Origin of the sequence: Exiguobacterium sp. SH1S21 (assembly GCF_004337175.1) — a bacterium.
Taxonomy (GTDB): Bacteria; Bacillota; Bacilli; order Exiguobacteriales; family Exiguobacteriaceae; genus Exiguobacterium; species Exiguobacterium aurantiacum_A.
Genome location: NZ_SJUY01000006.1, coordinates 173,707 through 195,392, shown reverse-complemented (window position 1 = coordinate 195,392; position 21,686 = coordinate 173,707). Strand labels below are relative to the sequence as shown.

Annotated in this window: 17 protein-coding genes; 14 read left to right on the top strand and 3 right to left on the bottom strand. The window is 54.4% G+C overall.

What is annotated here, in order from left to right; translation table 11 throughout:
- The first annotated feature begins 98 nt into the window (after positions 1-98).
- The 11 genes from EVJ24_RS10075 (at position 99) to clpB (ending at position 15,594) form a co-directional block, all read left to right on the top strand.
- Positions 99-1,841: an adenine deaminase C-terminal domain-containing protein gene (locus tag EVJ24_RS10075; protein WP_131441196.1), complete on the top strand. Its 1,743-nt coding sequence runs from the start codon at positions 99-101 to the stop codon at positions 1,839-1,841.
- Between the two features lie 67 nt (positions 1,842-1,908).
- Positions 1,909-2,214, top strand: a complete 306-nt coding sequence (locus tag EVJ24_RS10070) for a YerC/YecD family TrpR-related protein (protein ID WP_016509246.1) — start codon at positions 1,909-1,911, stop codon at positions 2,212-2,214.
- 35 nt (positions 2,215-2,249) lie between these two features.
- The gene (locus EVJ24_RS10065; RefSeq protein WP_131441195.1) at positions 2,250-3,632 is read left to right on the top strand and encodes a TrkH family potassium uptake protein; all 1,383 of its coding nucleotides are present in this window, start codon (positions 2,250-2,252) and stop codon (positions 3,630-3,632) included.
- A gap of 12 nt (positions 3,633-3,644) precedes the next feature.
- A complete protein-coding gene (locus EVJ24_RS10060; protein ID WP_016509263.1) occupies positions 3,645-3,878 on the top strand; it encodes a hypothetical protein in 234 nt (77 codons plus the stop codon).
- Positions 3,879-3,968: 90 nt separating this feature from the next.
- Positions 3,969-4,649: a heptaprenylglyceryl phosphate synthase gene (locus EVJ24_RS10055; RefSeq protein ID WP_131441194.1), complete on the top strand. Its 681-nt coding sequence runs from the start codon at positions 3,969-3,971 to the stop codon at positions 4,647-4,649.
- A gap of 40 nt (positions 4,650-4,689) precedes the next feature.
- Positions 4,690-6,906, top strand: coding sequence for a DNA helicase PcrA (pcrA, locus tag EVJ24_RS10050; RefSeq protein WP_131441193.1), 2,217 nt, complete (start codon positions 4,690-4,692; stop codon positions 6,904-6,906).
- A gap of 9 nt (positions 6,907-6,915) precedes the next feature.
- Positions 6,916-8,910 (top strand): NAD-dependent DNA ligase LigA, encoded by a 1,995-nt coding sequence (ligA, locus tag EVJ24_RS10045; protein WP_131441192.1) that lies wholly within the window; start codon positions 6,916-6,918, stop codon positions 8,908-8,910.
- A gap of 255 nt (positions 8,911-9,165) precedes the next feature.
- On the top strand, positions 9,166-10,662 hold the full coding sequence (locus EVJ24_RS10040) for an LPXTG cell wall anchor domain-containing protein (RefSeq protein WP_131441216.1): 1,497 nt from the start codon (positions 9,166-9,168) through the stop codon (positions 10,660-10,662).
- A gap of 205 nt (positions 10,663-10,867) precedes the next feature.
- Complete coding sequence (locus EVJ24_RS10035) at positions 10,868-11,977, top strand: CamS family sex pheromone protein (protein WP_236637629.1); 1,110 nt, start codon at positions 10,868-10,870, stop codon at positions 11,975-11,977.
- Between the two features lie 140 nt (positions 11,978-12,117).
- Positions 12,118-12,984, top strand: a complete 867-nt coding sequence (locus EVJ24_RS10030) for a DnaJ C-terminal domain-containing protein (protein ID WP_131441190.1) — start codon at positions 12,118-12,120, stop codon at positions 12,982-12,984.
- A gap of 18 nt (positions 12,985-13,002) precedes the next feature.
- Complete coding sequence (gene clpB, locus EVJ24_RS10025) at positions 13,003-15,594, top strand: ATP-dependent chaperone ClpB (RefSeq protein WP_131441189.1); 2,592 nt, start codon at positions 13,003-13,005, stop codon at positions 15,592-15,594.
- A 33-nt stretch (positions 15,595-15,627) separates the two neighbouring features.
- Here clpB and EVJ24_RS10020 read toward each other — a convergent pair whose 3' ends face one another.
- Together EVJ24_RS10020 and hemG are read right to left on the bottom strand one after the other, a co-directional pair.
- Complete coding sequence (locus tag EVJ24_RS10020; protein ID WP_131441188.1) at positions 15,628-16,701, bottom strand: TIGR04053 family radical SAM/SPASM domain-containing protein; 1,074 nt, start codon at positions 16,699-16,701, stop codon at positions 15,628-15,630.
- On the bottom strand, positions 16,698-18,065 hold the full coding sequence (gene hemG / locus EVJ24_RS10015; RefSeq protein ID WP_131441187.1) for a protoporphyrinogen oxidase: 1,368 nt from the start codon (positions 18,063-18,065) through the stop codon (positions 16,698-16,700). The genes EVJ24_RS10020 and hemG overlap by 4 nt, the downstream gene beginning before the upstream one ends.
- Before the next feature lie 112 nt (positions 18,066-18,177).
- On the opposite strand from hemG, the gene EVJ24_RS10010 reads away from it, so the two are divergent.
- Complete coding sequence (locus EVJ24_RS10010; protein ID WP_131441186.1) at positions 18,178-18,357, top strand: hypothetical protein; 180 nt, start codon at positions 18,178-18,180, stop codon at positions 18,355-18,357.
- A gap of 59 nt (positions 18,358-18,416) precedes the next feature.
- Positions 18,417-19,358 (top strand): glutaminase A, encoded by a 942-nt coding sequence (gene glsA, locus EVJ24_RS10005; protein ID WP_035386199.1) that lies wholly within the window; start codon positions 18,417-18,419, stop codon positions 19,356-19,358.
- Here the strand turns inward: glsA and EVJ24_RS10000 are convergent.
- On the bottom strand, positions 19,355-20,128 hold the full coding sequence (locus tag EVJ24_RS10000) for a CHAD domain-containing protein (protein ID WP_131441185.1): 774 nt from the start codon (positions 20,126-20,128) through the stop codon (positions 19,355-19,357). The genes glsA and EVJ24_RS10000 overlap by 4 nt on opposite strands.
- A gap of 39 nt (positions 20,129-20,167) precedes the next feature.
- On the opposite strand from EVJ24_RS10000, the gene EVJ24_RS09995 reads away from it, so the two are divergent.
- Positions 20,168-21,538, top strand: a complete 1,371-nt coding sequence (locus tag EVJ24_RS09995) for an MATE family efflux transporter (RefSeq protein WP_131441184.1) — start codon at positions 20,168-20,170, stop codon at positions 21,536-21,538.
- Positions 21,539-21,686: the final 148 nt, after the last annotated feature.

Below are 21,686 nucleotides of genomic sequence, written 5' to 3'. Positions count from 1 at the left end.
GTGTTTCATAGAAAAGGTAAACTTGAAACAAATGAAAGAAAACGCTTACAATATTATTTTTTGATACTATTGAAGCGATTAAGGGAGGACTGGGTTCGATGCCTTTAAAACGATCGGCGCGGGCACCGTGGTCAAAAGCGATGATTCGCTCACAACTTGAAGTCGTGGATCAATTGCGACCACCTTCGCTCGTATTGACAAATGCCACATACTTAAACGTGTACGTGAAACAGTGGAAACAGGCTAACATATGGATTGAAAACGACCGCATCGTTTACGTCGGACCAGACGTGCCGGATTCGGCCGTCGAGACGGTCGACATGACCGGGAAATATATCGTACCAGGTTACATCGAGCCGCACGCGCATCCGTTCCAACTTTATAATCCGGCGACGCTGTCGAAGTATGCAGGCGAGCGGGGTACGACGACGCTCGTGAACGATAACATGCTTCTTTTTTTACAAGACAAGGAGCAAGCGTTTGCGCAACTCGAGGCGATTCAACAGCTCCCGACGAGTACGTATTGGTGGGCTCGGCTCGACACGCAAACCGAGCTCGACCGCGACAGCGTCCTCGTCGATTCGGAGCGCGTCCACGCGTGGTTCAATCATCCTGACGTCGTCATGGCCGGAGAATTGACGGCTTGGCCGCGTACGTTAAAAGGTGACGATGAGATGCTCCAATGGATGCTCGACGCGGAGACGTGCGGTCTCCCGGTCGAAGGACATTTCCCAGGCGCGTCCGCGAAGACGTTGACGAAGATGGCGTTGATGGGTGTTCACAGCGACCATGAGGCGATGACGGCGAACGAGGCGTTATGCCGACTCGAACACGGTTATACGACGACGCTCCGCCATTCGTCGATCCGTCCCGATTTGCCGGGCATGATTCGCGGGTTATTGGACGCAGGTCTCGAAGCGTACGACCACTTGATGGTGACGACGGACGGTTCGACGCCTGGATTTTATCAAGACGGCCTTCAGGACGCGCTCGTGAAGATTATGATCGAGGCAGGTCTGCCTGCCATCGAGGCGTATCGGATCGTGTCGCTCAACGTGGCGCGGCATTTCGGACTCGATCACGTCCTCGGCTCGATTGCACCGGGGCGGATCGCCCACTTGAACATTCTCGATGCAATCGATGAGCCGCGTCCGTCTGCCGTAATCGCGAAAGGCCAATGGATTTACCGGGACGGGGCCTCGCTCTTCCCGAACGAACTCGTCGAGGCGGCGCTCGCGCTCATGCCGGCGACCGACGTCACGATCGACTTGACGCCAAACGATTTATCGTTCAGCATGCCGGTCGGTCTCGATATGGTCAACTCGGTCATCATGAAGCTGTTTAAAATTACACACGACACCGGTCAAGACGAACTGCCGCGTGATTGCGACGAATCGTTCTTGATGCTGTTAGATAAAGAAGGGAAATGGCGGCTCAATACGGTATTGAAAGGGTTCGCCAACGATTTCGGCGGTCTTGTCAGCTCGTATTCGATCAGTGGCGACTACTTGATCCTCGGGAAGTGTAAACAAGACATGTTGATGGCGTTCGAACGGATGAGAGAGCTCGGCGGCGGGATCGTCCTCGTTGACCGGGGGGGAATCATCGCGGAGATCCCGTTACCGCTTTGCGGGATGACTTCGACAGAGCCGCTCGAACAATTGATTGTCCAAGAACAACGGTTGCGTGCCGAGCTGATCGCCCGCGGCTATCACTTCGAGGACCCGATCTATACGTTGCTGTTCCTGGCGTCGACCCACTTGCCTTACGTCCGGGCGACACCGCTCGGTATATACGAAGTTATGAAAAAACAAATACTATTTCCGGCGATTTTACGATGAACAGTTGAGTCCGAGCCGGTCGTGCTTTAGAATGATAAAGAAGTACGATGAGAGAGGATGCTTGCGGATGCAACTCGATAAATTACGAGGACGAGAGCTCGATCAGCTTTTTGAAGCGATTTTGAAGCTCGACACACTCGAAGACTGTTATCAACTATTCGAAGATTTAGCGACCGTCAACGAAGTGCAGGCGTTGTCCCAACGGTTAGAAGTGGCACGCCAAATTCGTGAAGGCAGCACGTATCATAAAATTGAAGAAGCGACAGGTGCTTCGACGGCCACGATTTCTCGCGTCAAGCGTTGCTTGAATTACGGGTCAGGCGGCTATGATCTTGCCCTTGAACGTCTACAACAATCAGAAGGTGACTCGTAAGAGTCATCTTGTTTTTGATGGAGAGGAGGGGCGAGATGCAAGATAAGTTCATGAAACGAAATTTACAATTGTTCTTTCGAAAGTTGACACCGGTACAGACGCTCGTTTTAATTTATAGCGCGGCGGTCGTTCTTTCCGTGGTTTTGCTGGCGCTACCAATCGCAAGACAACCAGGTGTCACCATCACGTTCACCGATCTCGTCTTCTTCGCGGTCAGTTGTGTCAGTGTTACCGGACTCACCCCGATTGTCGTGACTGATACGTTCTCGACGTTCGGACTGTTCATCATTTTGTTCATCGTCCAAGTGAGTGGGGTCGGTTTGATCAGTCTCCACGTCATCATGTGGATTTTGCTCGGGAAACGGATCGGTTTCCGTGAGCGCCAGTTGATTTTGCGCGACCAAAACCAGACGTCAATGTCCGGGATTGTCAAATATATCGCGGAAATCGTCATTACCGTTATCACGATTGAAGCAATCGGGGCCATCCTGCTCGGGGTCCATTACTTAAACTACTTTGACACGGCTGGAGAGGCGTTCCTGCAAGGGCTATTCGGTTCGATCAGTGCGACGACGAACGCCGGGTTCGACATTACCGGCAGCTCGCTCGCCCCGTTCCGAGAAGACCCGTTCGTCATCTTCACGCAAATCGTGCTCATGACAGGCGGAGCGATCGGCTTCCCGGTGCTCGTCGAGATTCGGACGTACTTGACGAACCGGATCAGTCGTAAGAGCGAGAACTTCCCACGCCGCTTTTCTTTATTCACAAAGTTGACGGTGTCGACGTTCTTCAGTTTGATTGCGATCGGAGCGGTCGGGCTGTTCTTGTTCGAATACAATAATGCGTTCAAAGATTTACCGCTTTGGCTCGCGCTTTCTGATTCATTGTTCCAGTCTGTGACGACACGAAACGGGGGATTGACGACAGTCGACGTCAACTTGTTCTCCGAAGGCAGTATGCTGCTCTTATCCATCTTGATGTTCATCGGGGCCTCGCCGTCTTCTGTCGGTGGGGGGATTCGGACGACGACGTTCGCCGTCGCCGTGCTCGGGGTCATCGCGTTCATTCGCGGGGACTCGTCCATCAAGGTGTTCGGACGTGAGATCGTGCTTCAAGATATTTGGAAGGCGTTCGTGATCATCACGGTATCGCTTGCCGTCCTGCTTACGGCTGTGTTGATTCTTACGTTCTTTGAGGATGCCTCGCTCACGCGCATCTTGTTTGAGGCGTGTTCGGCGTTCGGGACGACCGGGCTTTCGGTCGGGCTCTCGTCTGAGTTTAGCAACGTCGGTAAATGGGTGCTCACCATACTCATGTTCATCGGTCGGATCGGTGTCATCGCCTTCATCTTGCTCTTGCAACGGAGACAGCCGAAGCGAATGTACAACTATCCGAAAGAATCGATTATCTTAGGTTAAGGAGATTGTGACATGAAGGCATTTTGGATCAATTTCGGTTACGTGTTCGCTGTTCCGGTGTTGCCGTTTATCGCCGTCGTGAACGGGACGGCGCTTTGTTCGCCGGATTCACCGCTACTCGATATCCCCGTGCTTGGCTTTTTCTTGGCCAACCCGCTCTGGTTCGTCCCGGTCTATGGTTTGTTCGCGCTCCTCGTCGCCAAATGGTTGACGGAGCGCGAGCGTAGCCGGACCGCACGTACATGACTTGCTTCGGCAAGTCTTTTTTTGTCCAACAGATGCAACCTGTCCTAAAAATCGCTACACTAGAGAAGGTATCGAATGGAGGGAAGATGGATGGATTTTCAGACGTGGCGCCATGTGTTTAAACTGGACCCGAACAAACAGCTCGATGAATCGGCACTTGCCGCGCTCGTCCGTTCAGGTACGGACGCGTTTCTCATCGGTGGTACGGACGGGGTCGATGCGGAGAACACGTTTGCCCTTTACGCACGGCTGCAAGGTTGTGGGATTCCGGTCGCGCTCGAGATGAGTCATCCTGAACATGCCATCCGTGGATTCGATCATTACTTTATCCCGACGGTGTTGAACGCCGACACCGTCGATTGGGTCGTCGGTCATCAAATGCGGGCTTTCGAACGGTACGGCCATCTGTTTGACTCAAACAACGTGACCGGGCAAGGGTATATCGTCTTGAATCCGGAGGCGAAAGTGGCCGCTGTGACCGGGGCGAGAGCAACGTTGACGCTTGAAGAAGTCGTCGCCTACGCGGAAATAGGTCATCATCTGTTCCGTCTCCCGTCGCTTTATCTCGAATATAGCGGCACGCTCGGTTCACCTGACGTCGTCAAAGAAGTGAAGCTGGCTTTACCCGATGCCCATGTGTTTTATGGGGGCGGCATCGACGGGAGCGACACGGCCCGGATGATGGCCGAATACGCCGACACGATCGTCGTCGGCAACATCATTTACGACAATCTCGAAGGGGCGCTTGCGACTGTGCAAGTAGTCCGTTAAAATAAGAACAAATGTTTGGAAATAAGGAAGGATACCCCCTATGTATAACTTAAGCGAAGAATTAGTCAAAGGCATGAACCCGCCACAAGCAGAAGCGGTCAAATATACAGACGGTCCGCTCTTGATCATGGCTGGTGCCGGATCAGGTAAGACACGTGTGTTGACGCATCGCGTCGCCTATTTGATGGCGTCGAAACAGATCGCGCCATGGAATATTCTCGCGATCACGTTCACGAACAAAGCAGCCCGTGAGATGAAAGACCGGATTGCCCGTCTCGTCGGCGGCGTGGCGGACGACATTTGGATTTCGACGTTCCACTCGATGTGTGTGCGCATCTTGCGCCGCGACATCGACCGGATCCGTTACGACCGTAACTTCTCGATTTTGGATTCTTCCGATCAGCTCACGGCGATCAAGCAAGTGCTCAAAGAGTTGAACCTCGATCCGAAGAAGTACGAGCCCCGGACGTTACTCGGGATGATCTCGAACCATAAAAATGAACTGCGCACAGCGAAGGACGCGGCCGGACTCGTCGGCAACAATCCGTACGAAAAAGTCATCTCGGACGTCTACACGGCGTATGAGAAGAAGCTGAAACACAACAACGTCCTCGACTTCGATGACCTCATCATGAAAGCGATCCAGTTATTCCAAGAAGCGCCGGACGTGCTCGCGTTCTATCAGAAGAAGTTCCAATACATCCACGTCGATGAGTATCAAGATACGAACCGGGCCCAGTATACGCTCGTCAAGATGCTCGCGGCCGCTCACGAGAACCTATGTGTCGTCGGTGACTCGGACCAGTCGATCTATCGCTGGCGCGGGGCCGACATCGCCAACATTTTGACGTTCGAGAAAGACTATCCGAGCGCGCACGTCATCTTGCTCGAACAGAACTATCGGTCGACGAAACGGATTCTAGAAGCGGCGAACGGGGTCATTAAAAACAACTCGACCCGTAAAGACAAAAACTTATGGACCGATAACGACGAAGGAGAGAAACTGCTCATCCACGTCGCCTCGGACGACCGGGACGAAGCGTTCTTTATCATCAACGAGATGAAAGAACTGCGTCAAGAAGGCATCGAATACGGCCAGATGGCCGTATTATATCGGACGAACGCCCAGTCGCGTGGTCTCGAGGAAACGTTGCTCAAGTCGAACATCCCATACAAGATGGTCGGCGGCACGAAGTTCTATGAGCGTAAAGAAATTAAAGACATCCTGTCGTACTTGCGCTTGATCGCCAATCCGGACGAGGACCTCTCATTCGTCCGCGTCGTCAACGAACCGAAACGCGGCATCGGCGCGGCGACGGTCGATAAGCTCGGCGACTTCGCCGGTATGCAAGGCGTCTCGCTCATGGAAGCGATTCGCGACATCGAACTGTCGGGCATCGCGCCGCGAGCGGCGACGAAGCTGACCGAGTTCCGCCAGCTCATGATCGACCTTCGGCAAATGGCAGACTATTTGTCGATCTCTGAACTGATTGAAGAAGTGCTGAAGAAGTCAGGCTATGAAGAGATGCTTAAAATCGAGAAGACGCTCGAAGCCGAGAGCCGCCTCGAGAACTTACAAGAATTTCTCTCGGTCGCTCAAAACTTTGAGAAGGAGAGCGAAGAGCAGACGCTCGTCGCCTTCTTGACCGATTTGACGCTCGTCTCAGACCTTGACTCGCTCGAAGAGGTCGATGAGTTGCATCAAGTGACGCTCATGACACTTCACTCGGCGAAAGGGCTCGAGTTCCCGGTCGTCTTCTTGATCGGGATGGAAGAAGGGTTGTTCCCGCACAGCCGTTCGTTGAATGACCCGGAAGAGATGGAAGAAGAACGCCGTCTCGCCTACGTCGGCATCACCCGTGCCGAGAAGCGCCTGTATTTGACACGGGCCCAGTCGCGCATGTTGTACGGACGCTTCCAAAACAATCCGGAATCCCGTTTCTTGCACGAGTTGCCGGAAACGCTGCTCGAACGTTCCGGCAAAGCGAAGAAAGCGATGCCGTGGAATCCGGTCGAATCACCCGGGAAGTTGCCAGTCAACGGGTTCAGCTCGAAACCGAAACCAAAAGTCGCCCAATCGTCAGGTGCCGAGTCGATGAGCTGGCAAGTCGGGGATAAAGCGAATCATAAAAAATGGGGACAAGGGACGGTCGTTCAGACACGCGGCGAGGGTGATCAGCTCGAACTTGATATCGCCTTCCCGCAAGTCGGTATTAAGCGCCTGCTCGCCAAATTTGCCCCGATCGAAAAAGCGTGAGGTGATCGTATGGAGATGACAGAACACGTCGAAACGTTACGACAAAAGTTGAACCAATACGGCTATGAATATTATGTGCTTGACCGACCGAGCGTCCCGGACGCCGAGTACGACCGGCTCATGAACGAGTTGATTCAAATCGAAACGGACTATCCGGAGCTTAGGAGCCCGGATTCGCCGACGCAACGCGTCGGCGGCGCCCCGCTCGATGCGTTCGTGAAAGTGACGCACGATACCCCGATGCTCTCGCTCGGCAACGTGTTCTCGAAAGACGATTTGATCGAGTGGGTCGAGCGGATTGAAAAAGATCTCGGGTATGCGCCATTGTTCGTCGCCGAGCTGAAGTTCGACGGGCTTGCCGTCTCACTCAAATACGAAGACGGTCGCCTCAAGCGCGGGGCGACGCGTGGAGACGGGACGACAGGCGAAGACATCACGCAAAACTTGAAGACGATTCGTACGATCCCGCTCCGTCTGAATGAGGATGTGACGTTCGAAGTGCGCGGCGAGGCGTATATGCCGAAACGTTCGTTCGAGCACTTGAACGATGAGCGGGAACGCCTTGGGGAGCCGTTGTTCGCCAATCCGCGTAATGCGGCCGCGGGGTCGTTGCGTCAGCTCGATTCGAAGATCGCGTCGTCACGAAATCTCGCCTTCTTCGCGTATGGGCTCGTCTCGAACGATGAGCTCGTCGCGTCACATGATGAGTCGCTCGAATACTTGAAGCGTCTCGGGATCGCCGTAAGCGGGGAATATACGACATGTCGGACAGCGGACGAGCTGTGGGACTATATCGAGATGTACGTGACGAAACGTTCAGAACTTCCGTATGAGATTGACGGGATCGTCATCAAAGTCGCGGCTTACGAAGAACAAGAACAGCTCGGTTTTACGGCCAAGAGCCCGCGCTGGGCCGTCGCCTATAAATTCCCGGCCGAAGAAGTCGTCACGACGATCGAAGACGTCGATTTTAGTGTCGGACGGACGGGGAAAGTGACGCCGCGGGCCCGGTTCGCGCCGGTTGCAGTCGCGGGATCGACCGTGACGTACGCGACACTCCATAACGAAGACTTCATCAAAGAGAAAGACCTTCGGATCAACGACCGGGTCGTCATTAAAAAGGCCGGGGACGTCATTCCGGCCGTCGTGTCCGCGCTCGTCAGCGAACGGACCGGGAACGAGGCAGAAATCGTTTTCCCGACCCGGTGCCCGGCTTGTGAGTCCGAACTCGTCCGCTTAGACGGTGAGGCGGATCATCGCTGCGTCAACCCGGAATGTCCGGCCCAACTGCTCGAAGGGCTGATTCATTTCGTGTCGCGACCAGCGATGAATATCGACGGTCTCGGTGAAAAAGTCATCACCCAGCTTCATGCGGCCGAACTCGTCCATAACGTCGCCGACTTGTACGTCCTCGAGCGAGAAGCACTCCTTGATTTAGAACGGATGGGTGAGACGTCAGTGACGAACTTGCTTGCCGCAATCGAACAATCGAAACAGAATTCGCTTGAACGGGTGTTGTTCGCCCTCGGGATTCGTCTCGTCGGTCAGAAAGCGGCCTCACTCATCGCAGAGCGGTTCGAGACGATGGACGCGATTATGGACGCTTCGGTTGAAGCGTTGATCGAGATTGACGGGATCGGGACGAAGATGGCGGAATCGATCGTTCTTTATTTCGAGAAGCCTGAGGCGCGTGAACTCGTCCGTGAACTCGATACGGCCGGTGTCAACTTGACGTTCAAAGGAGTGAAGCGGTCCGTCGCCGCCGACGCTCCGCTCGCCGGTAAGACGGTCGTCTTGACCGGGAAGTTGTATGAGATGACACGCGGTGAGGCGGGAAAACGGTTAGAACTCCTCGGCGCGAGCGTGACCGGAAGTGTCAGTAAGAACACCGACCTCCTCGTCGCTGGCGAGAAGGCAGGTTCAAAACTGTCGAAAGCCGAAGCGCTCGGTGTCGAAGTATGGGATGAATCGAAACTGCTCGCCTTTTTAGCGGAACACGTCTGAACGGAAGACCCTCAAAGAAGCGAGGGTCTTTTTTCATTGACCTGATTTATAAAAATCTCAGTATATGGACGGATTCACTAAAGTGGTGGACGGGTAATGAATAGTAACAACAAAATTGTAAAATTTTTCTGCAACCGAGGTACTCTTGACATCACGACTCGTGCACACTCACCCTCTATCTCCCCTCCGTGCCAGAGCGCTGTCGTCGGGACATTTTGTCACTGATGGACATACATCTTAGAGGAGGGGACCACCATGCGTAGCGCCACCAAACGGTTCACGGCATTCATCACGTTATTCGTTTTACTCATCGGCATGTGGGCACCAAACGTTCTTTATGCGAGCGACACGACGGAAACGAGCACGCTGTACGTCCAAGTCGATCTCACCGCTGAAGAGCAAACGACACTAGACGAAGCTAGTCTTGTCTATGCCGATATTACGTATTATGGGGTTCGCGAGACCGCGGACGTCTGGCGTTTTATCGTGGACGTTCAAGCAGTCGAGACGTCCTTAATTGATCAAGTCACGTTATATAACGAGGAAGGCGTACCGTACTCGTTTACGCCAACGTCGATTACAGCTGAGCTACCGATTGAAGAACTACCGATTGAAGAGCCAGCGCTCGAGGTGACAGAACCTGGTGTCACAGACGAGAGCAGTGAACCAATGAGCGAAGTGGCAGAACCTGGTATCACCGACGAGAGCAGTGAACCAGTGAGCGAAGTGACAGAACCGGCAACCGAAGCGCCGATGACCGAAGAAGTCGCGGCGACGACGGTCGAACCAGCGGTCGCAATCGGACTTGAGGTCGGCAAAGAGGCGAACATCGACCAAGCCGTCGTCGGAGGGCGCATCCCTTATACGTTCGTCATCGAGAACACGGGCGATGCGACGTTGACGATCACATCGATTGAAGACGAGTTTTTCAGCGGTGGGATTCAAGACGATGCCATCACTGCTTTCAACGAGGAAGTACGCAGCAAGCTGACGGCGCTCATCGGTGACGATGGTCTCGCTTCCGGCGAACGCGTCGAAACGACTGTAATTCTCGATGTGCCGAGCGACTACGACCAAGTGATGCATCCTGAAGTTGGGAACATCTTCCGTGTCGCTGCGACTGATGAATCGGGGCGTGTCGTCAACGCCGAAAGTCAGCAAATCGTTTTGCTCAACCGGCTCGATTTCACGGTCACGAAAGTCGCGAACCCGCAAACGGTTCATCCGGGCGAGACGATCCTTTACAAGTACACGCTCACGAATACGTCGAACGTCACCCTTTACTTCGTCGACGTGGTGGAAGAGTGGACGAGCGGAGCTTTGACAGCGAAAGAACAACGCGAGACGACAGAGGTGCTCCGCGACGGGATGCGAGCGCTCGCTGAAGTCGAGAACGGATTGATTCCGGGCGAGGAAATCGTGCTCGAACTAGAAAAAGTGTTGCTGCCGTCATACGATGTTCGAGCCGGGGGGATTTTGACGAACCGGGTCACGTTCACGTTTGAAGTCAACGAGGCAGCTCGCGTCTCCCGATTGGCGGAAACGACAGTCCACGTCAAACAAGCGATTCCGGAACGGGAAGACGACGAAGCGGTATACGTACCAGAACCGACCACGCCCGTGTCACCTGAGCAAGGCACATTGCCAATGACCGGCACGACCGAGACATGGGCTACTGTGATCGGCCTCGTCTTGATCGTACTCGGCCTATTGTTCTTCACACACCGGCGCCGGCCGTCTTCAAAAACTTGAGCATACGTCCTTCGATGAAAGTCGAGGGACGTATTTTTGTGATTCTCGACTGATTCCGCTTCGACACTTTTTTCAACAGACGATTTTGTTATAATGGACGAAGTGTATAACGAATTGATTCGTCAAAGGAGTTTGGACATAGATGAAATGGAAACAAATAATAATCCCCGCCCTCGCCGCGACGGTATTTCTCGGTGGGTGTTCAATGAAAATTCCGATGGGGGAAGAAGAAGTGACGCCGACCGGGAACGAGACAACGTCAGAAGGTGTCACACAAGCGATTGAAGCGCGTGACTCGTATTACCAGATGGTGATTCCGTTCAAGCCGGCCGCAGCGCGCGGGCTCGCCCAACGCCAAGTCAGTTCATCGCTCGAACTAGAAGAAGTCGAGCTCGGTCTCATGCGCCATTCGACCGGCGCGTTCGTCCCTGAACAATACGTTTATCAAGAAGGGCAATTATTGACGGCTGAAGACGTCTCTCGTCTGCTCGGACGAAAAGATAAAACGTCTGAAGGCCTGACACCGCTCAATCCGGCCTATGCGAACGGGACGGCAGAAGTGGCAGAGGACAAGTTCGTTGAAGAAAACAAGAAGTCGCCGCTCTATTTGGCGTCGCTCATCGAACAAAACTATATGACAAAGACGGATAGCGGATATCAACTCGAAGGTGTCTCGTTCGCCCTCATTTTGAACCGTGAGTATGTCTTCCAGGCCCCGAACTTCGGTCCGACCTATACGGAAAAGTTAGATGCGAAAAAAGTCATCGCAGAAGGGGAACGGATGGCAAATGAACTCGTCGCACAACTGCGGAAGCGTGAAGACTTTAAGGGTCTTGACATTAACGTTGCCCTATACATGAAGTCGGCGCAAGGGTCACCGACACCGGGCAATTATGTCAAGTCAGCGTTCGTCGGGGAAGGTGCGGAAGTAGCCGCGTCTGATTGGAAAGCAATCGACGAGAAGTACTACTACTTCCCATCGAATACGGCGACGACCGAAGTGCGTGATGACGCACAGAAGTTCACGTTGTTTAGCGACCGAATCGCTGATGTCTTCCCTGACTTCAGCGGCATGATCGGTAAAGGATTCTATCAGAACGGTGACTTGTCACGCATCGAGATCGACATCCCAATTCAATTCTACAGCCGGGCCGAACTCGTCGGTTTCACGCAACACGTCGTCGGTTTGCTTGAGAACCGTTGGGAATACAATCGGAACGTCCCGGTGCGTATCAATGTCACCTCACTCGGCGGCACACAAGAAGTGACGATCGTGTTCGAAGAAGGCATGGATACACCGAAAGTTTACTTTTAACAGATGAGGGGCTTCGTAATGAAACGAAGCGCCTCTTTTTTTCGTATGTATTGTAACGAGGAAAATCTTTGACCTTCTTTGACCAAATCGGTAGAATAGACTTAACAGAAACGGGAAAGAATAAGGTGAGGTGAATCGAGATGACGAAAAACTACTATGACGTGCTTGGCGTGTCGAAACAGGCATCCGACCAAGACATTAAGAAAGCTTATCGAAAACTAGCGAAACAATATCATCCGGATGTGAATAAAGAGCCGGGGGCACAAGATCAGTTCAAAGCAATCCAAGAAGCGTTCGATGTGTTGAGCGACCCCGACAAGAAAGCGAATTATGACCGTTACGGCAGTCCGGAAGGCCCGACGTTCGGTCAAGGGACGTATGACGGTGACGGATACGGGGAAGGTTCGGCGCAATTTGAAGACTTGTTCCGTCAGTTCGGTGGCGGATCACGCACGACGTCGCGGACGTTCGGATTCGACGACATGTTCGGAAGTTTCTTCAACCAAGCGGTAGAAGAAGATTTAGATGAGACGGTCCGGGTCAACGTGCCGCTCAGTCAGTTGACGAGTGATTCGAAAGTGAGTTTGCGCCTGCAAACGGGTACGGTCAACGTGAAGATTCCGCAAGGCGCCCATGAGGGCCAGAAACTTCGACTGAAAGGTAAGAGTAGCAAAGTCGGTCAATCAGGCGACCGGGGCGATGTGTACGTCGAACTCCATTTCACCGATGACGAAACGTATCGACGAGAAGGAGCGAACGTCATCACCGTCAAACGTTTGCGGCCACTCGCTTTCCTAGACGGTACCGAAGTTGTCGTCTCGACGCTCGACGGCGGCCGGGTCAAGCTGAAAGTCAAACCGGGTTCACGTCCGGGCCAACGGATGCGGATTCCGGGCCGCGGTTTCATGACCGCTTCAAAAGTCCGGTCCGACTTGTTCATCCAACTCGAGGTCGACTTACCGCTCGAAGCCGCCCACCGGTCTGTTTATGAACAACTAGAACGCTGAGCATAAGGAGGAAACAACATGGATTTCAATCGATTTACAGATAAAGCGCATGAAGGGATCGTCAGTTCGCAAGCACTTGCTAAACAGTATCATCATAGCGAGATGAATGAATGGCACGTCCTCGCCTCGATGATTTCGCAAGCTGACGGCATCATTCCACTGTTGTTGCAAAAGATGGAGTTGAACGTCGCGGAGATAGAAGCAGAAGTAGCAATGGCGCTCAAGAACGCACCGAAACTTCAAAATCCGACGACACCAATGATCTCGGCCTCGCTGCTTAACGTGTTGACGACGGCCGAGCGTGAAGCGACCGGTATGAGTGACGAGTACGTCTCGGTCGAACACGTCCTACTCGGAATTCTCCTCAACAAGAGCCAAGCGCAAGCGATGCTCGAGCGCAAAGGCGTGACCGAGGACAAGTTACGCGAGGCGCTCGTCGCCGTGCGCGGCAACCGACGCATCACGTCGAAGTCACCGGAAGCGACGTACGACGTCTTGACGAAGTACGGCCGTGATTTGATTCAAGAAGTGAAGACCGGAAAAATCGACCCGGTCATCGGGCGCGACAGTGAGATTCGCCGCGTCATCCGCATCTTGAGCCGGAAAACGAAAAACAACCCGGTGCTCATTGGGGAGCCAGGGGTCGGGAAGACGGCGATCGTCGAAGGGCTTGCCCAGCGTATCGTCCGCGGTGACGTCCCGGAAAGCTTAAAAGACAAGACAATCTTCAGCCTCGACATGAGCTCGCTCGTCGCCGGTGCCAAATATCGCGGTGAGTTCGAGGAACGGTTACAAGCCGTCTTGAACGAAGTGAAAGAGGCGGAAGGGAAGATCATCCTCTTCATCGACGAGTTGCACACAATCGTCGGGGCTGGTAAATCGGAAGGCGCGATGGACGCGGGCAACATGCTCAAACCGATGCTCGCCCGCGGTGAACTTCACTGTATCGGCGCGACGACACTCGATGAGTACCGCCAATACATCGAAAAAGACCCGGCGCTCGAACGGCGCTTCCAGCAAGTGCTCGTCGATGAGCCGGACGTCGAAGACACGGTCTCGATTTTGCGCGGATTGAAAGAACGCTTTGAGATCCATCACGGCGTCCGCATTCATGACAACGCGCTCGTCGCGGCGGCTGTGCTGTCGAACCGCTACATCACCGACCGGTTCATGCCGGACAAGGCGATCGACCTTGTCGATGAATCGTGCGCGATGATCCGGACCGAGATGGAATCGATGCCGGCTGAACTCGACGAACTCGTGCGCCGCGTCATGCAACTTGAAATCGAAGAGGCCGCTTTGAAGAAAGAGAGCGACGAGGCCTCGAAAAAACGTCTCGACGTGCTCCAGCAAGAACTCGCCTCGACGCGTGAACAAGCGGATGCACTCCGCCTGCGCTGGGAGAACGAGAAAGAGTCGACACACCGCGTGCAACACATCCGCGGAGACCTCGAGAAAGTGAAGCTCGAACTGCAAGAAGCCGAGAGCCGCTACGACTTGAACCGGGCTTCCGAGTTGAAGTACGGACGGATTCCAGAGCTCGAACGTGACCTCGCCGAAGCCGAACGTCTCGCCGGCTCAGTGACGCGTGAACTCGTCCGGGAAGAAGTGACGGAAGAAGAGATCGCCGAGGTCGTCTCGAAATGGACGGGCATCCCGGTGACGAAGTTGACAGAAGGTGAGCGCGACAAGTTGCTCAATCTCGAGACGGTGCTGCATCAACGTGTCTTCGGACAAGATGAGGCGATCCGACTCGTCAGCGACGCCGTTATCCGGGCCCGGGCCGGCATTAAAGACCCGAACCGTCCGATCGGCTCGTTCCTGTTCCTCGGTCCGACCGGGGTCGGGAAGACCGAACTCGGGAAAGCGCTCGCCGAAGCGATGTTCGATTCTGAAGACCACATCGTCCGTCTCGACATGAGTGAGTACATGGAGAAACACGCCGTATCTCGCCTCGTGGGGGCACCTCCAGGATACGTCGGCTACGAAGAGGGCGGTCAATTGACCGAAGCGGTGCGCCGCAGCCCGTACTCGGTGCTCTTGCTTGACGAAGTCGAGAAAGCGCACGCCGACGTGTTCAACATCTTGCTACAATTGCTCGATGACGGTCGCTTGACCGATTCACACGGTCGCGTCGTCGACTTTAAGAACACGATCGTCATCATGACTTCAAACATCGGGGCCGATATTTTACTCGAGGCCGCGAAAGACGGTGTCATCGATGAAGAGGAAGAACGTCAAGTCATCGAGCGGCTTCGTCGCCACTTCCGGCCGGAGTTCTTGAACCGGGTCGATGAAACGATCTTGTTCCATCCGCTCACGCGCGCCCAAATCGGACAGATTGTCGAGAAAGCGGTCGCTCGGATGGGCAGCCGCTTGACGGCACGCTCGATTCGGATCGAAATCTCGGACGCGGCGAAAGCGTTCATCGCCGACGAAGCGTACGAGCCACAGTTCGGCGCCCGTCCGATCAACCGTTACGTACAACGGACGATCGAGACGAAGCTCGCGCGCAGCATTCTCGCCGGTGACGTCGAGGATGGTCAGACCGTCATGATCGACGTCGAGAACGGAGAATTGACGCTCCGTCCGACGACGGTGGCGTACTAAACAATAAGGAGCACAGGCCGAGGCCTGCGCTCCTTATTTCGCGTGTTCAGGTTGATATGTACAATACGGTTCCTCTGCCTTATAGTCGCCGGTGACAGCGTAGGCTCGGGCCCGCGATCCGCCGCATAAGTAACGGTATTCGCAGTAGCCGCATTTGCCGCCGTGCGTGTCCGGGTCACGCAGCGTCTTGAACACCGGATGTTCCCGATAAATCTCGGCGAGCGGTGTCGTTTTGACGTTGCCGCAGTTGATCGGCAGGAAGCCGGACGGTTGGACATCACCGGTGTGCGAGATGAAGACGAAGCCGTTGCCGTCATTCGTCCCGCGTGGCGCTTTGGCGAGGTCGTCATGCGGATGACCGATCGGCGCGAGTCCTGCGTCTTTCCGTTTTTGATTTTCTTGCCGGGCGACCCGGCGATAGAACTGGGCCTCGGTCGTCGAGATGATGTATGGCACATGTTCTTGCAGCGCGAATGCCCAGCGCAGCACGTCCTCATGTCGTTCCGGTGAGATTGGTTGCAGGAGCGAGCCGCGACCGGTCGGGACGAGGAAGAACAACGTCCAGACCGAGACGCCGAGCTCACCAACGAGTTTCGCGATCTCTGGCAGTTGGTCGACGTTGTACTCGGTCACGGTCGTATTGATTTGGAACGACATGCCTTCCTCCCGGAAATAGGAGATGCCGCGGATCGTCCGCTCGAAGCTCCCGCGTGTCCCGCGGAAATGATCGTGCGTTTTCGCGTCCGCACCGTCGAGTGAGAACGCCCAGCGTGTCAATCCGGCCGCTTTGGCCCGTCTGACCGCGTCATGAGTCACCCGTGGCGTCGCTGATGGGGTCATTGAGACGCGCATGCCGAGTGACGCCGCGTATTCAGTCAACTCGAACAAGTCTTCGCGCATGAGCGGGTCGCCGCCCGTGAAGACGAGAATCGGGTTGTCCATCGCGTAAATGTCACGAATGAGCGCTTTGCCTTGTGCCGTGTCTAATTCATCCGGGTAACGATGGTACTGCGCCTCGGCCCGGCAATGGACGCAAGACAAGGCGCAGGCGCGCGTCACTTCCCAGATGATGATGAACGGGTTCTCATTGTAATCAATCCGTTTCATGAGCGCACTACCTGCTTCGCCGTCATCGCCCGTGTGACAGCCTGTTTGGCGGAATCGACACAGTCGGGAAGCCCGACCCCGTGTAAGATTGCCCCGCACGCCTCGACGCCATCGAGAGCGGCCAAGGCATGTTCGAACGCGTGTACATGTTGCTTATGGCCGACCTCGTACTGCGGCATCGTATCGACGTGGCGCTCGACTTTCGTGAAGAGCGGTGTCCCGACGTGTTGAATTTTGCGGAGCTCGTTTAACGCAAACTCGGCGACCGCTTGATCCGTTGCGGCTAATAAGTCGGGAACGTGATCGGAACCGATATAGACGCGCAAGAGCGCCTTACCTTTCGGTGCCATGTGGGGCCATTTCTTATGCATCCAACTGCAGGCGGTCAACGCATTGGCTTCCGCTTTGGCGATGACGTAACCTGTCCCGTCGAGTGCCGCCACATCTTTCTCGTCGAACGCAGCGAGGACGGTGATCGATGAGGTGCGCTTCAATTGAGATAATCGCTCCGCCTCGGGGACTCCGAGGATCGGACCGAGTGCATTCGGCGAAGTCGCTAAGATGATGCCGTCAAACTGTTCGATCGTACCGTCCTCGAGCTCGATCTCATGAGGGCGGACCGAGGCGACACGGGTGCCGGTGTAGAGGCGGTCGATCGACGGACGGAGCGCCTCGATGAGGATTCCGAGCCCGTTTTGTAACGATAAAAACTTCCCGGCCTCACGCGGTTTCACTCCGGCTTGTACAGGCGGCGTGAGTGCTTTCATGCCGAGAATCAAGCTGCGTGTTTTTTGTTCAATCGTGATAAACTGAGGGAAAGTAGACTCGATGCTCATATCTTGAAGCGTCCCGTTATAAATGCCTGACAGGAGTGGTTCGATCATCGATTCGACGACTTCAGAGCCGAGCCGGGTCCGGAAAAACGTATCGAGCGAAATGTCTTCGCCCGCATAGACGCGGGGGAGCACCAAGTCCATCCCGGCCCGAGCCTTTCCACGCCACGTGAACAGGTCGGTCTTCACCATCGGCCAAAATTTCGTGGGGATGCCCATGACAGAACCGTTTGGCATTTGCCGTAACTTGTTGCGAACGTATATGTAAGACGTGCCGGTCTGTGAACGAACGAGCTGTTCATCAAGACCGAGTTCGGTGATGAGTTCGGTCAACGTCGGCTTTCTGGCCATATAACCGTCGGGACCGCATTCGAGTACAAATCCGTCCCGATAAACCGTCTTGATTTTCCCGCCGATCCGATCACTCGATTCATAGAGTGTGACGTGTGCACCGGCCTGTTTCGCATAGTAGGCAGCGGCCATGCCGGTGATGCCGCCCCCGATAATCGCAATGTTGTTCAATCGATTCACCCATTTCTATTATAGTCTTCGAATTAACCGTACCGAGAATATGGGTGTAGACATAGGATAAGTATCACACGGTTCTAGACGAAATTGTCACGGATGAAAGGGAGGGGCGACTATGGTTTGGTTCGGCATCACAGCTTCGATTGTCGTCGTTGGGATTGTCGCATTCATCGCCGCGATGAACCGACATGGAGAGAAGCTTGCCGGGGATGAGGAAAGCCCGCCGGTCATTTGGGCCGACGAGGACTGGTACAAGCCAGGATGGTCCAAAGATGACGGTCCCCCGGATGGCTAAGCTTGAGAAGATATGATAAGATGAGCCGGTTGTAAACTATCGGATATGGGGTGAGTTTGATGAACGTATTAGAACAGCAGTTGGCGCATTTGGTCGACGAGTGTCGTCCGTATACGGCTCAAGGGAAAGTTGCGGATTATATCCCTGAGCTCGCACATGTCAAGGATGACTTGCTCGGCGTGGCGATTTGCCTGCCTGACGGTTCTTACATCCATGCGGGTGATGTCCATCATAAGTTTACGATTCAAAGCGTCTCGAAAGCACTCGCGCTTTGTTACGTGTTGATGGAGTTCGGCGAGGACTTCGTGTTCTCGAAAGTCGGGATGGAGCCGACGGGTGATGCGTTCAACTCGATCGCCAAGCTCGAAGAGACCGTGCCATCGAAACCACTCAATCCGATGATTAACGCCGGGGCGCTAGCCGTCACGAGCATGATATTAGGGGATACGGCAGAACTTAAAATTTATCAGTTCCGTCAATTTTTAGCGACGTTACTCGGTGTGCCGGTCGAAGAAGTGACGTACAACGAAAAAGTCGCCCGCTCGGAATACGAGACGACCGACTTGAACCGGGCCTTGCTTTATTTCATGCGCCACCACGGCATCGTGGAAGGCGACGTCGATGAGATCATCGACGTCTATACGAAACAATGTGCCATCGAGATCGACTGTTTTGACTTGGCTCGCATCGGACGGGTGCTAGCGGGCAACGGGGAAGACCCGGTCACAGGCGAAGAGTTGATTCCGCGCCGGGTCGTCCGCATCGTCAAAGCGATCATGACGACGTGTGGCATGTATGATGCTTCCGGTGAGTTTGCGGTCCGTGTCGGTCTGCCAGGGAAGAGCGGGGTGTCGGGTGCGATTCTCGCGACCGGGAAGCACGAACTTGGCCTGAGCGACGTCGGCTTCGGGATTTTTGGCCCCGCGCTCGACTCAAAAGGCAATTCGATTGCTGGCATGAAGCTACTCGAACTGCTCGTCGAACGCTACACGTCACGCTAGAGCTTGATGGCGTCGACAGAAGCGTCAAGTTGCTCGTGCAGTGTGTCGATGAGTCGTTCATACGCCGAAACGTATTCGGTCGGCGGTGAAAAATCGGTCCAGCGCAGCAGCAATTGATGACGGTCATTCATCTCACCGAGCTCGGTTTGGAGCCGTTTTAACTTTTGGACCTGGTCTTTTGAGGCCTTTTCTTCGTAGTTTAACAAGTACTCGTGCAAGTAGCGTTCACGCTTCACGGCGAGCCGGACTTTATGGAGTGCCTCGAGCCGGTCATACTTTGATGTGGCGTGGTGGTGGGACTCGACGCGGCGTTTCCGCTCCGATTTTGCCTTATCGAGAAACGCTGAGGCGTCTTGCTTCTTTAACGAGCGATACAATTGACCGCCGATGAAGCGGCGCACTTGTTGGTCGAGCGACGGCGTCATCTTTTCGGTGACGCGCGAATTTAATAACGTCCGGTCTTTGGCGCGGTTCGCTTCCATGTGATCGGCAAACGCCTGCTCGAGCCCGGTCTCGATTGCGAGACCTTGGAGCAACACGTCCCCGTCACGGACCGCGCCTAGCGCTTCCATCAGCTGTTTCAATTGCCGATACGTGGAAGGTTTCGTTTCGTACAGTTGCATGAACGTCAGCAACTTGCGCAAATGGACCCGGGCCTGATGCACGTCTTCTGTGTTTTGAAAGGTGAGCGCTTCGGTCATATAATGGTTGAACGTATTCCATGTTTCCAATAGTTCGTACTTTAGCTTCTCTGCATTCCGTTGATTCATCCGAATTTGTTCCTTTCTGAAATGAGATGAGGGTTGTCCATGTATCAAACGCATTCACTTAACGAAAAAATAAAATTGTTCTTCACGATTTTCTTTCCGATTTTAGTCACGCAAGTATCATTCTACTTAATCAGCTTCTTCGATACTGTCATGTCAGGCCGAGCCGGAGCCGTCGACTTGGCTGGCGTCGGTGTCGGCTCGAGTCTATGGATGCCGGTCTATACGGGACTGAGCGGGATTCTGCTTGCCGTCGCACCGATTGTCGCTCAGGCGCTCGGGGCCCGTAATATCCAACATATCCAACGGACGTTGTATCAAGGCGTTTACTTAGCGATCGGACTGAGCATCGCGACACTCGTCCTCGGTGCGTTCCTCGTTCCTGTCGCAGTGGACGGGATGGGGTTGAGCGAGGAAGGAAAACGGATCGCCAAAGGCTATTTGCTCGCGCTCGGATTCGGCGTCTTGCCGATGTTCTTGTTCAACGTGCTCCGGACGCTCATGGATTCACTCGGAAAAACCCGAATTTCCATGTTGCTTATACTATTAGGGTTACCCATTAACGTCGGGTTAAACTACATCTTCATTTTTGGTAAGCTCGGACTTCCTGCTTATGGGGGCATCGGGGCCGGCATCGCTTCTGCGATCACGTATTGGCTTCTCTTCTTCATGGCGTTCGCGTTCGTCCGGAGCGGAAAACCGTTCCTTGAGTATCGGTTCCTGCGCGCGCCGGATCGTTTAGCATGGCCGCGCCAAAAAGAGCTGCTCAAGCTCGGGACGCCGATCGGCCTCGCCATCTTTGCCGAGGTCAGCATCTTCGCGGCCGTGACCTTACTCCTTAGCGAGTACGGGGACAATATCGTCGCCGCCCACCAAGCGGCGATCAACTTTGCCTCGTTCGTCTATATGTTGCCGTTGTCCGCTTCGAGCGCTTTGACGATCGTCGTCGGCTATGAACTCGGTGCGCGTCGACTCCAAGACGCGGTGCGCTATGCCAAGATTGGGATCGCGCTCTGTCTGGCCGTATCGTCATTTTCAGGCGCCTTGTTGTTCTGGCAGAATGAACGCGTCGCCGCCATTTATACGAATGACGCCGCTGTCGTGGAACTTGCGGCCCACTTCATGATCTTTGCGGTCTTCTTCCAATTGTCTGACGCCGTCGCCGCACCGATTCAAGGCATCTTGCGCGGCTTCAAGGACGTCAACGTGACGCTCGTGTTGTCGCTCATCGCCTACTGGGTGATCGGGCTGCCGCTCGGTTTCTTACTCGCGGAACGGTTCGGCTTCGGTCCCGATGGTTATTGGATTGGGCTCATCGTCGGACTTGCCGCCGGGGCAGTGCTCTTGTTCATGCGCCTCGTCCATATCGTCAAACGATACAATGCAAAAGCAGCTGTCGAAGAGACAGCGTGACAAAATAAGGTTGGATGCCGGTTCGCCCGGGTTCAGCCTTTTTTTGTTTGAGTCGCAGGGAAGTCGGGCAAATGACTGATGATTTGATGATTTTTTTTAAAACGGAAAAATTGGTCTATACAACTATACTGATTTTTGTTATGCTATT

Excerpts from the sequence above, each read along its gene's own strand:
- pcrA (WP_131441193.1), top strand. The coding sequence starts at position 4,690 with ATGTATAACTTAAGCGAAGAATTAGTCAAAGGCATGAACCCGCCACAA.
- EVJ24_RS10070 (WP_016509246.1), top strand. The coding sequence starts at position 1,909 with ATGCAACTCGATAAATTACGAGGACGAGAGCTCGATCAGCTTTTTGAA.
- EVJ24_RS10055 (WP_131441194.1), top strand. The coding sequence starts at position 3,969 with ATGGATTTTCAGACGTGGCGCCATGTGTTTAAACTGGACCCGAACAAA.
- EVJ24_RS10035 (WP_236637629.1), top strand. The coding sequence starts at position 10,868 with ATGAAAATTCCGATGGGGGAAGAAGAAGTGACGCCGACCGGGAACGAG.
- EVJ24_RS10060 (WP_016509263.1), top strand. The coding sequence starts at position 3,645 with ATGAAGGCATTTTGGATCAATTTCGGTTACGTGTTCGCTGTTCCGGTG.
- EVJ24_RS10075 (WP_131441196.1), top strand. The coding sequence starts at position 99 with ATGCCTTTAAAACGATCGGCGCGGGCACCGTGGTCAAAAGCGATGATT.
- glsA (WP_035386199.1), top strand. The coding sequence starts at position 18,417 with ATGAACGTATTAGAACAGCAGTTGGCGCATTTGGTCGACGAGTGTCGT.
- EVJ24_RS09995 (WP_131441184.1), top strand. The coding sequence starts at position 20,168 with ATGTATCAAACGCATTCACTTAACGAAAAAATAAAATTGTTCTTCACG.
- EVJ24_RS10010 (WP_131441186.1), top strand. The coding sequence starts at position 18,178 with ATGGTTTGGTTCGGCATCACAGCTTCGATTGTCGTCGTTGGGATTGTC.
- EVJ24_RS10020 (WP_131441188.1), bottom strand. The coding sequence starts at position 16,701 with ATGAAACGGATTGATTACAATGAGAACCCGTTCATCATCATCTGGGAA.
- EVJ24_RS10000 (WP_131441185.1), bottom strand. The coding sequence starts at position 20,128 with ATGAATCAACGGAATGCAGAGAAGCTAAAGTACGAACTATTGGAAACA.
- EVJ24_RS10030 (WP_131441190.1), top strand. The coding sequence starts at position 12,118 with ATGACGAAAAACTACTATGACGTGCTTGGCGTGTCGAAACAGGCATCC.
- ligA (WP_131441192.1), top strand. The coding sequence starts at position 6,916 with ATGGAGATGACAGAACACGTCGAAACGTTACGACAAAAGTTGAACCAA.
- clpB (WP_131441189.1), top strand. The coding sequence starts at position 13,003 with ATGGATTTCAATCGATTTACAGATAAAGCGCATGAAGGGATCGTCAGT.
- EVJ24_RS10040 (WP_131441216.1), top strand. The coding sequence starts at position 9,166 with ATGCGTAGCGCCACCAAACGGTTCACGGCATTCATCACGTTATTCGTT.
- EVJ24_RS10065 (WP_131441195.1), top strand. The coding sequence starts at position 2,250 with ATGCAAGATAAGTTCATGAAACGAAATTTACAATTGTTCTTTCGAAAG.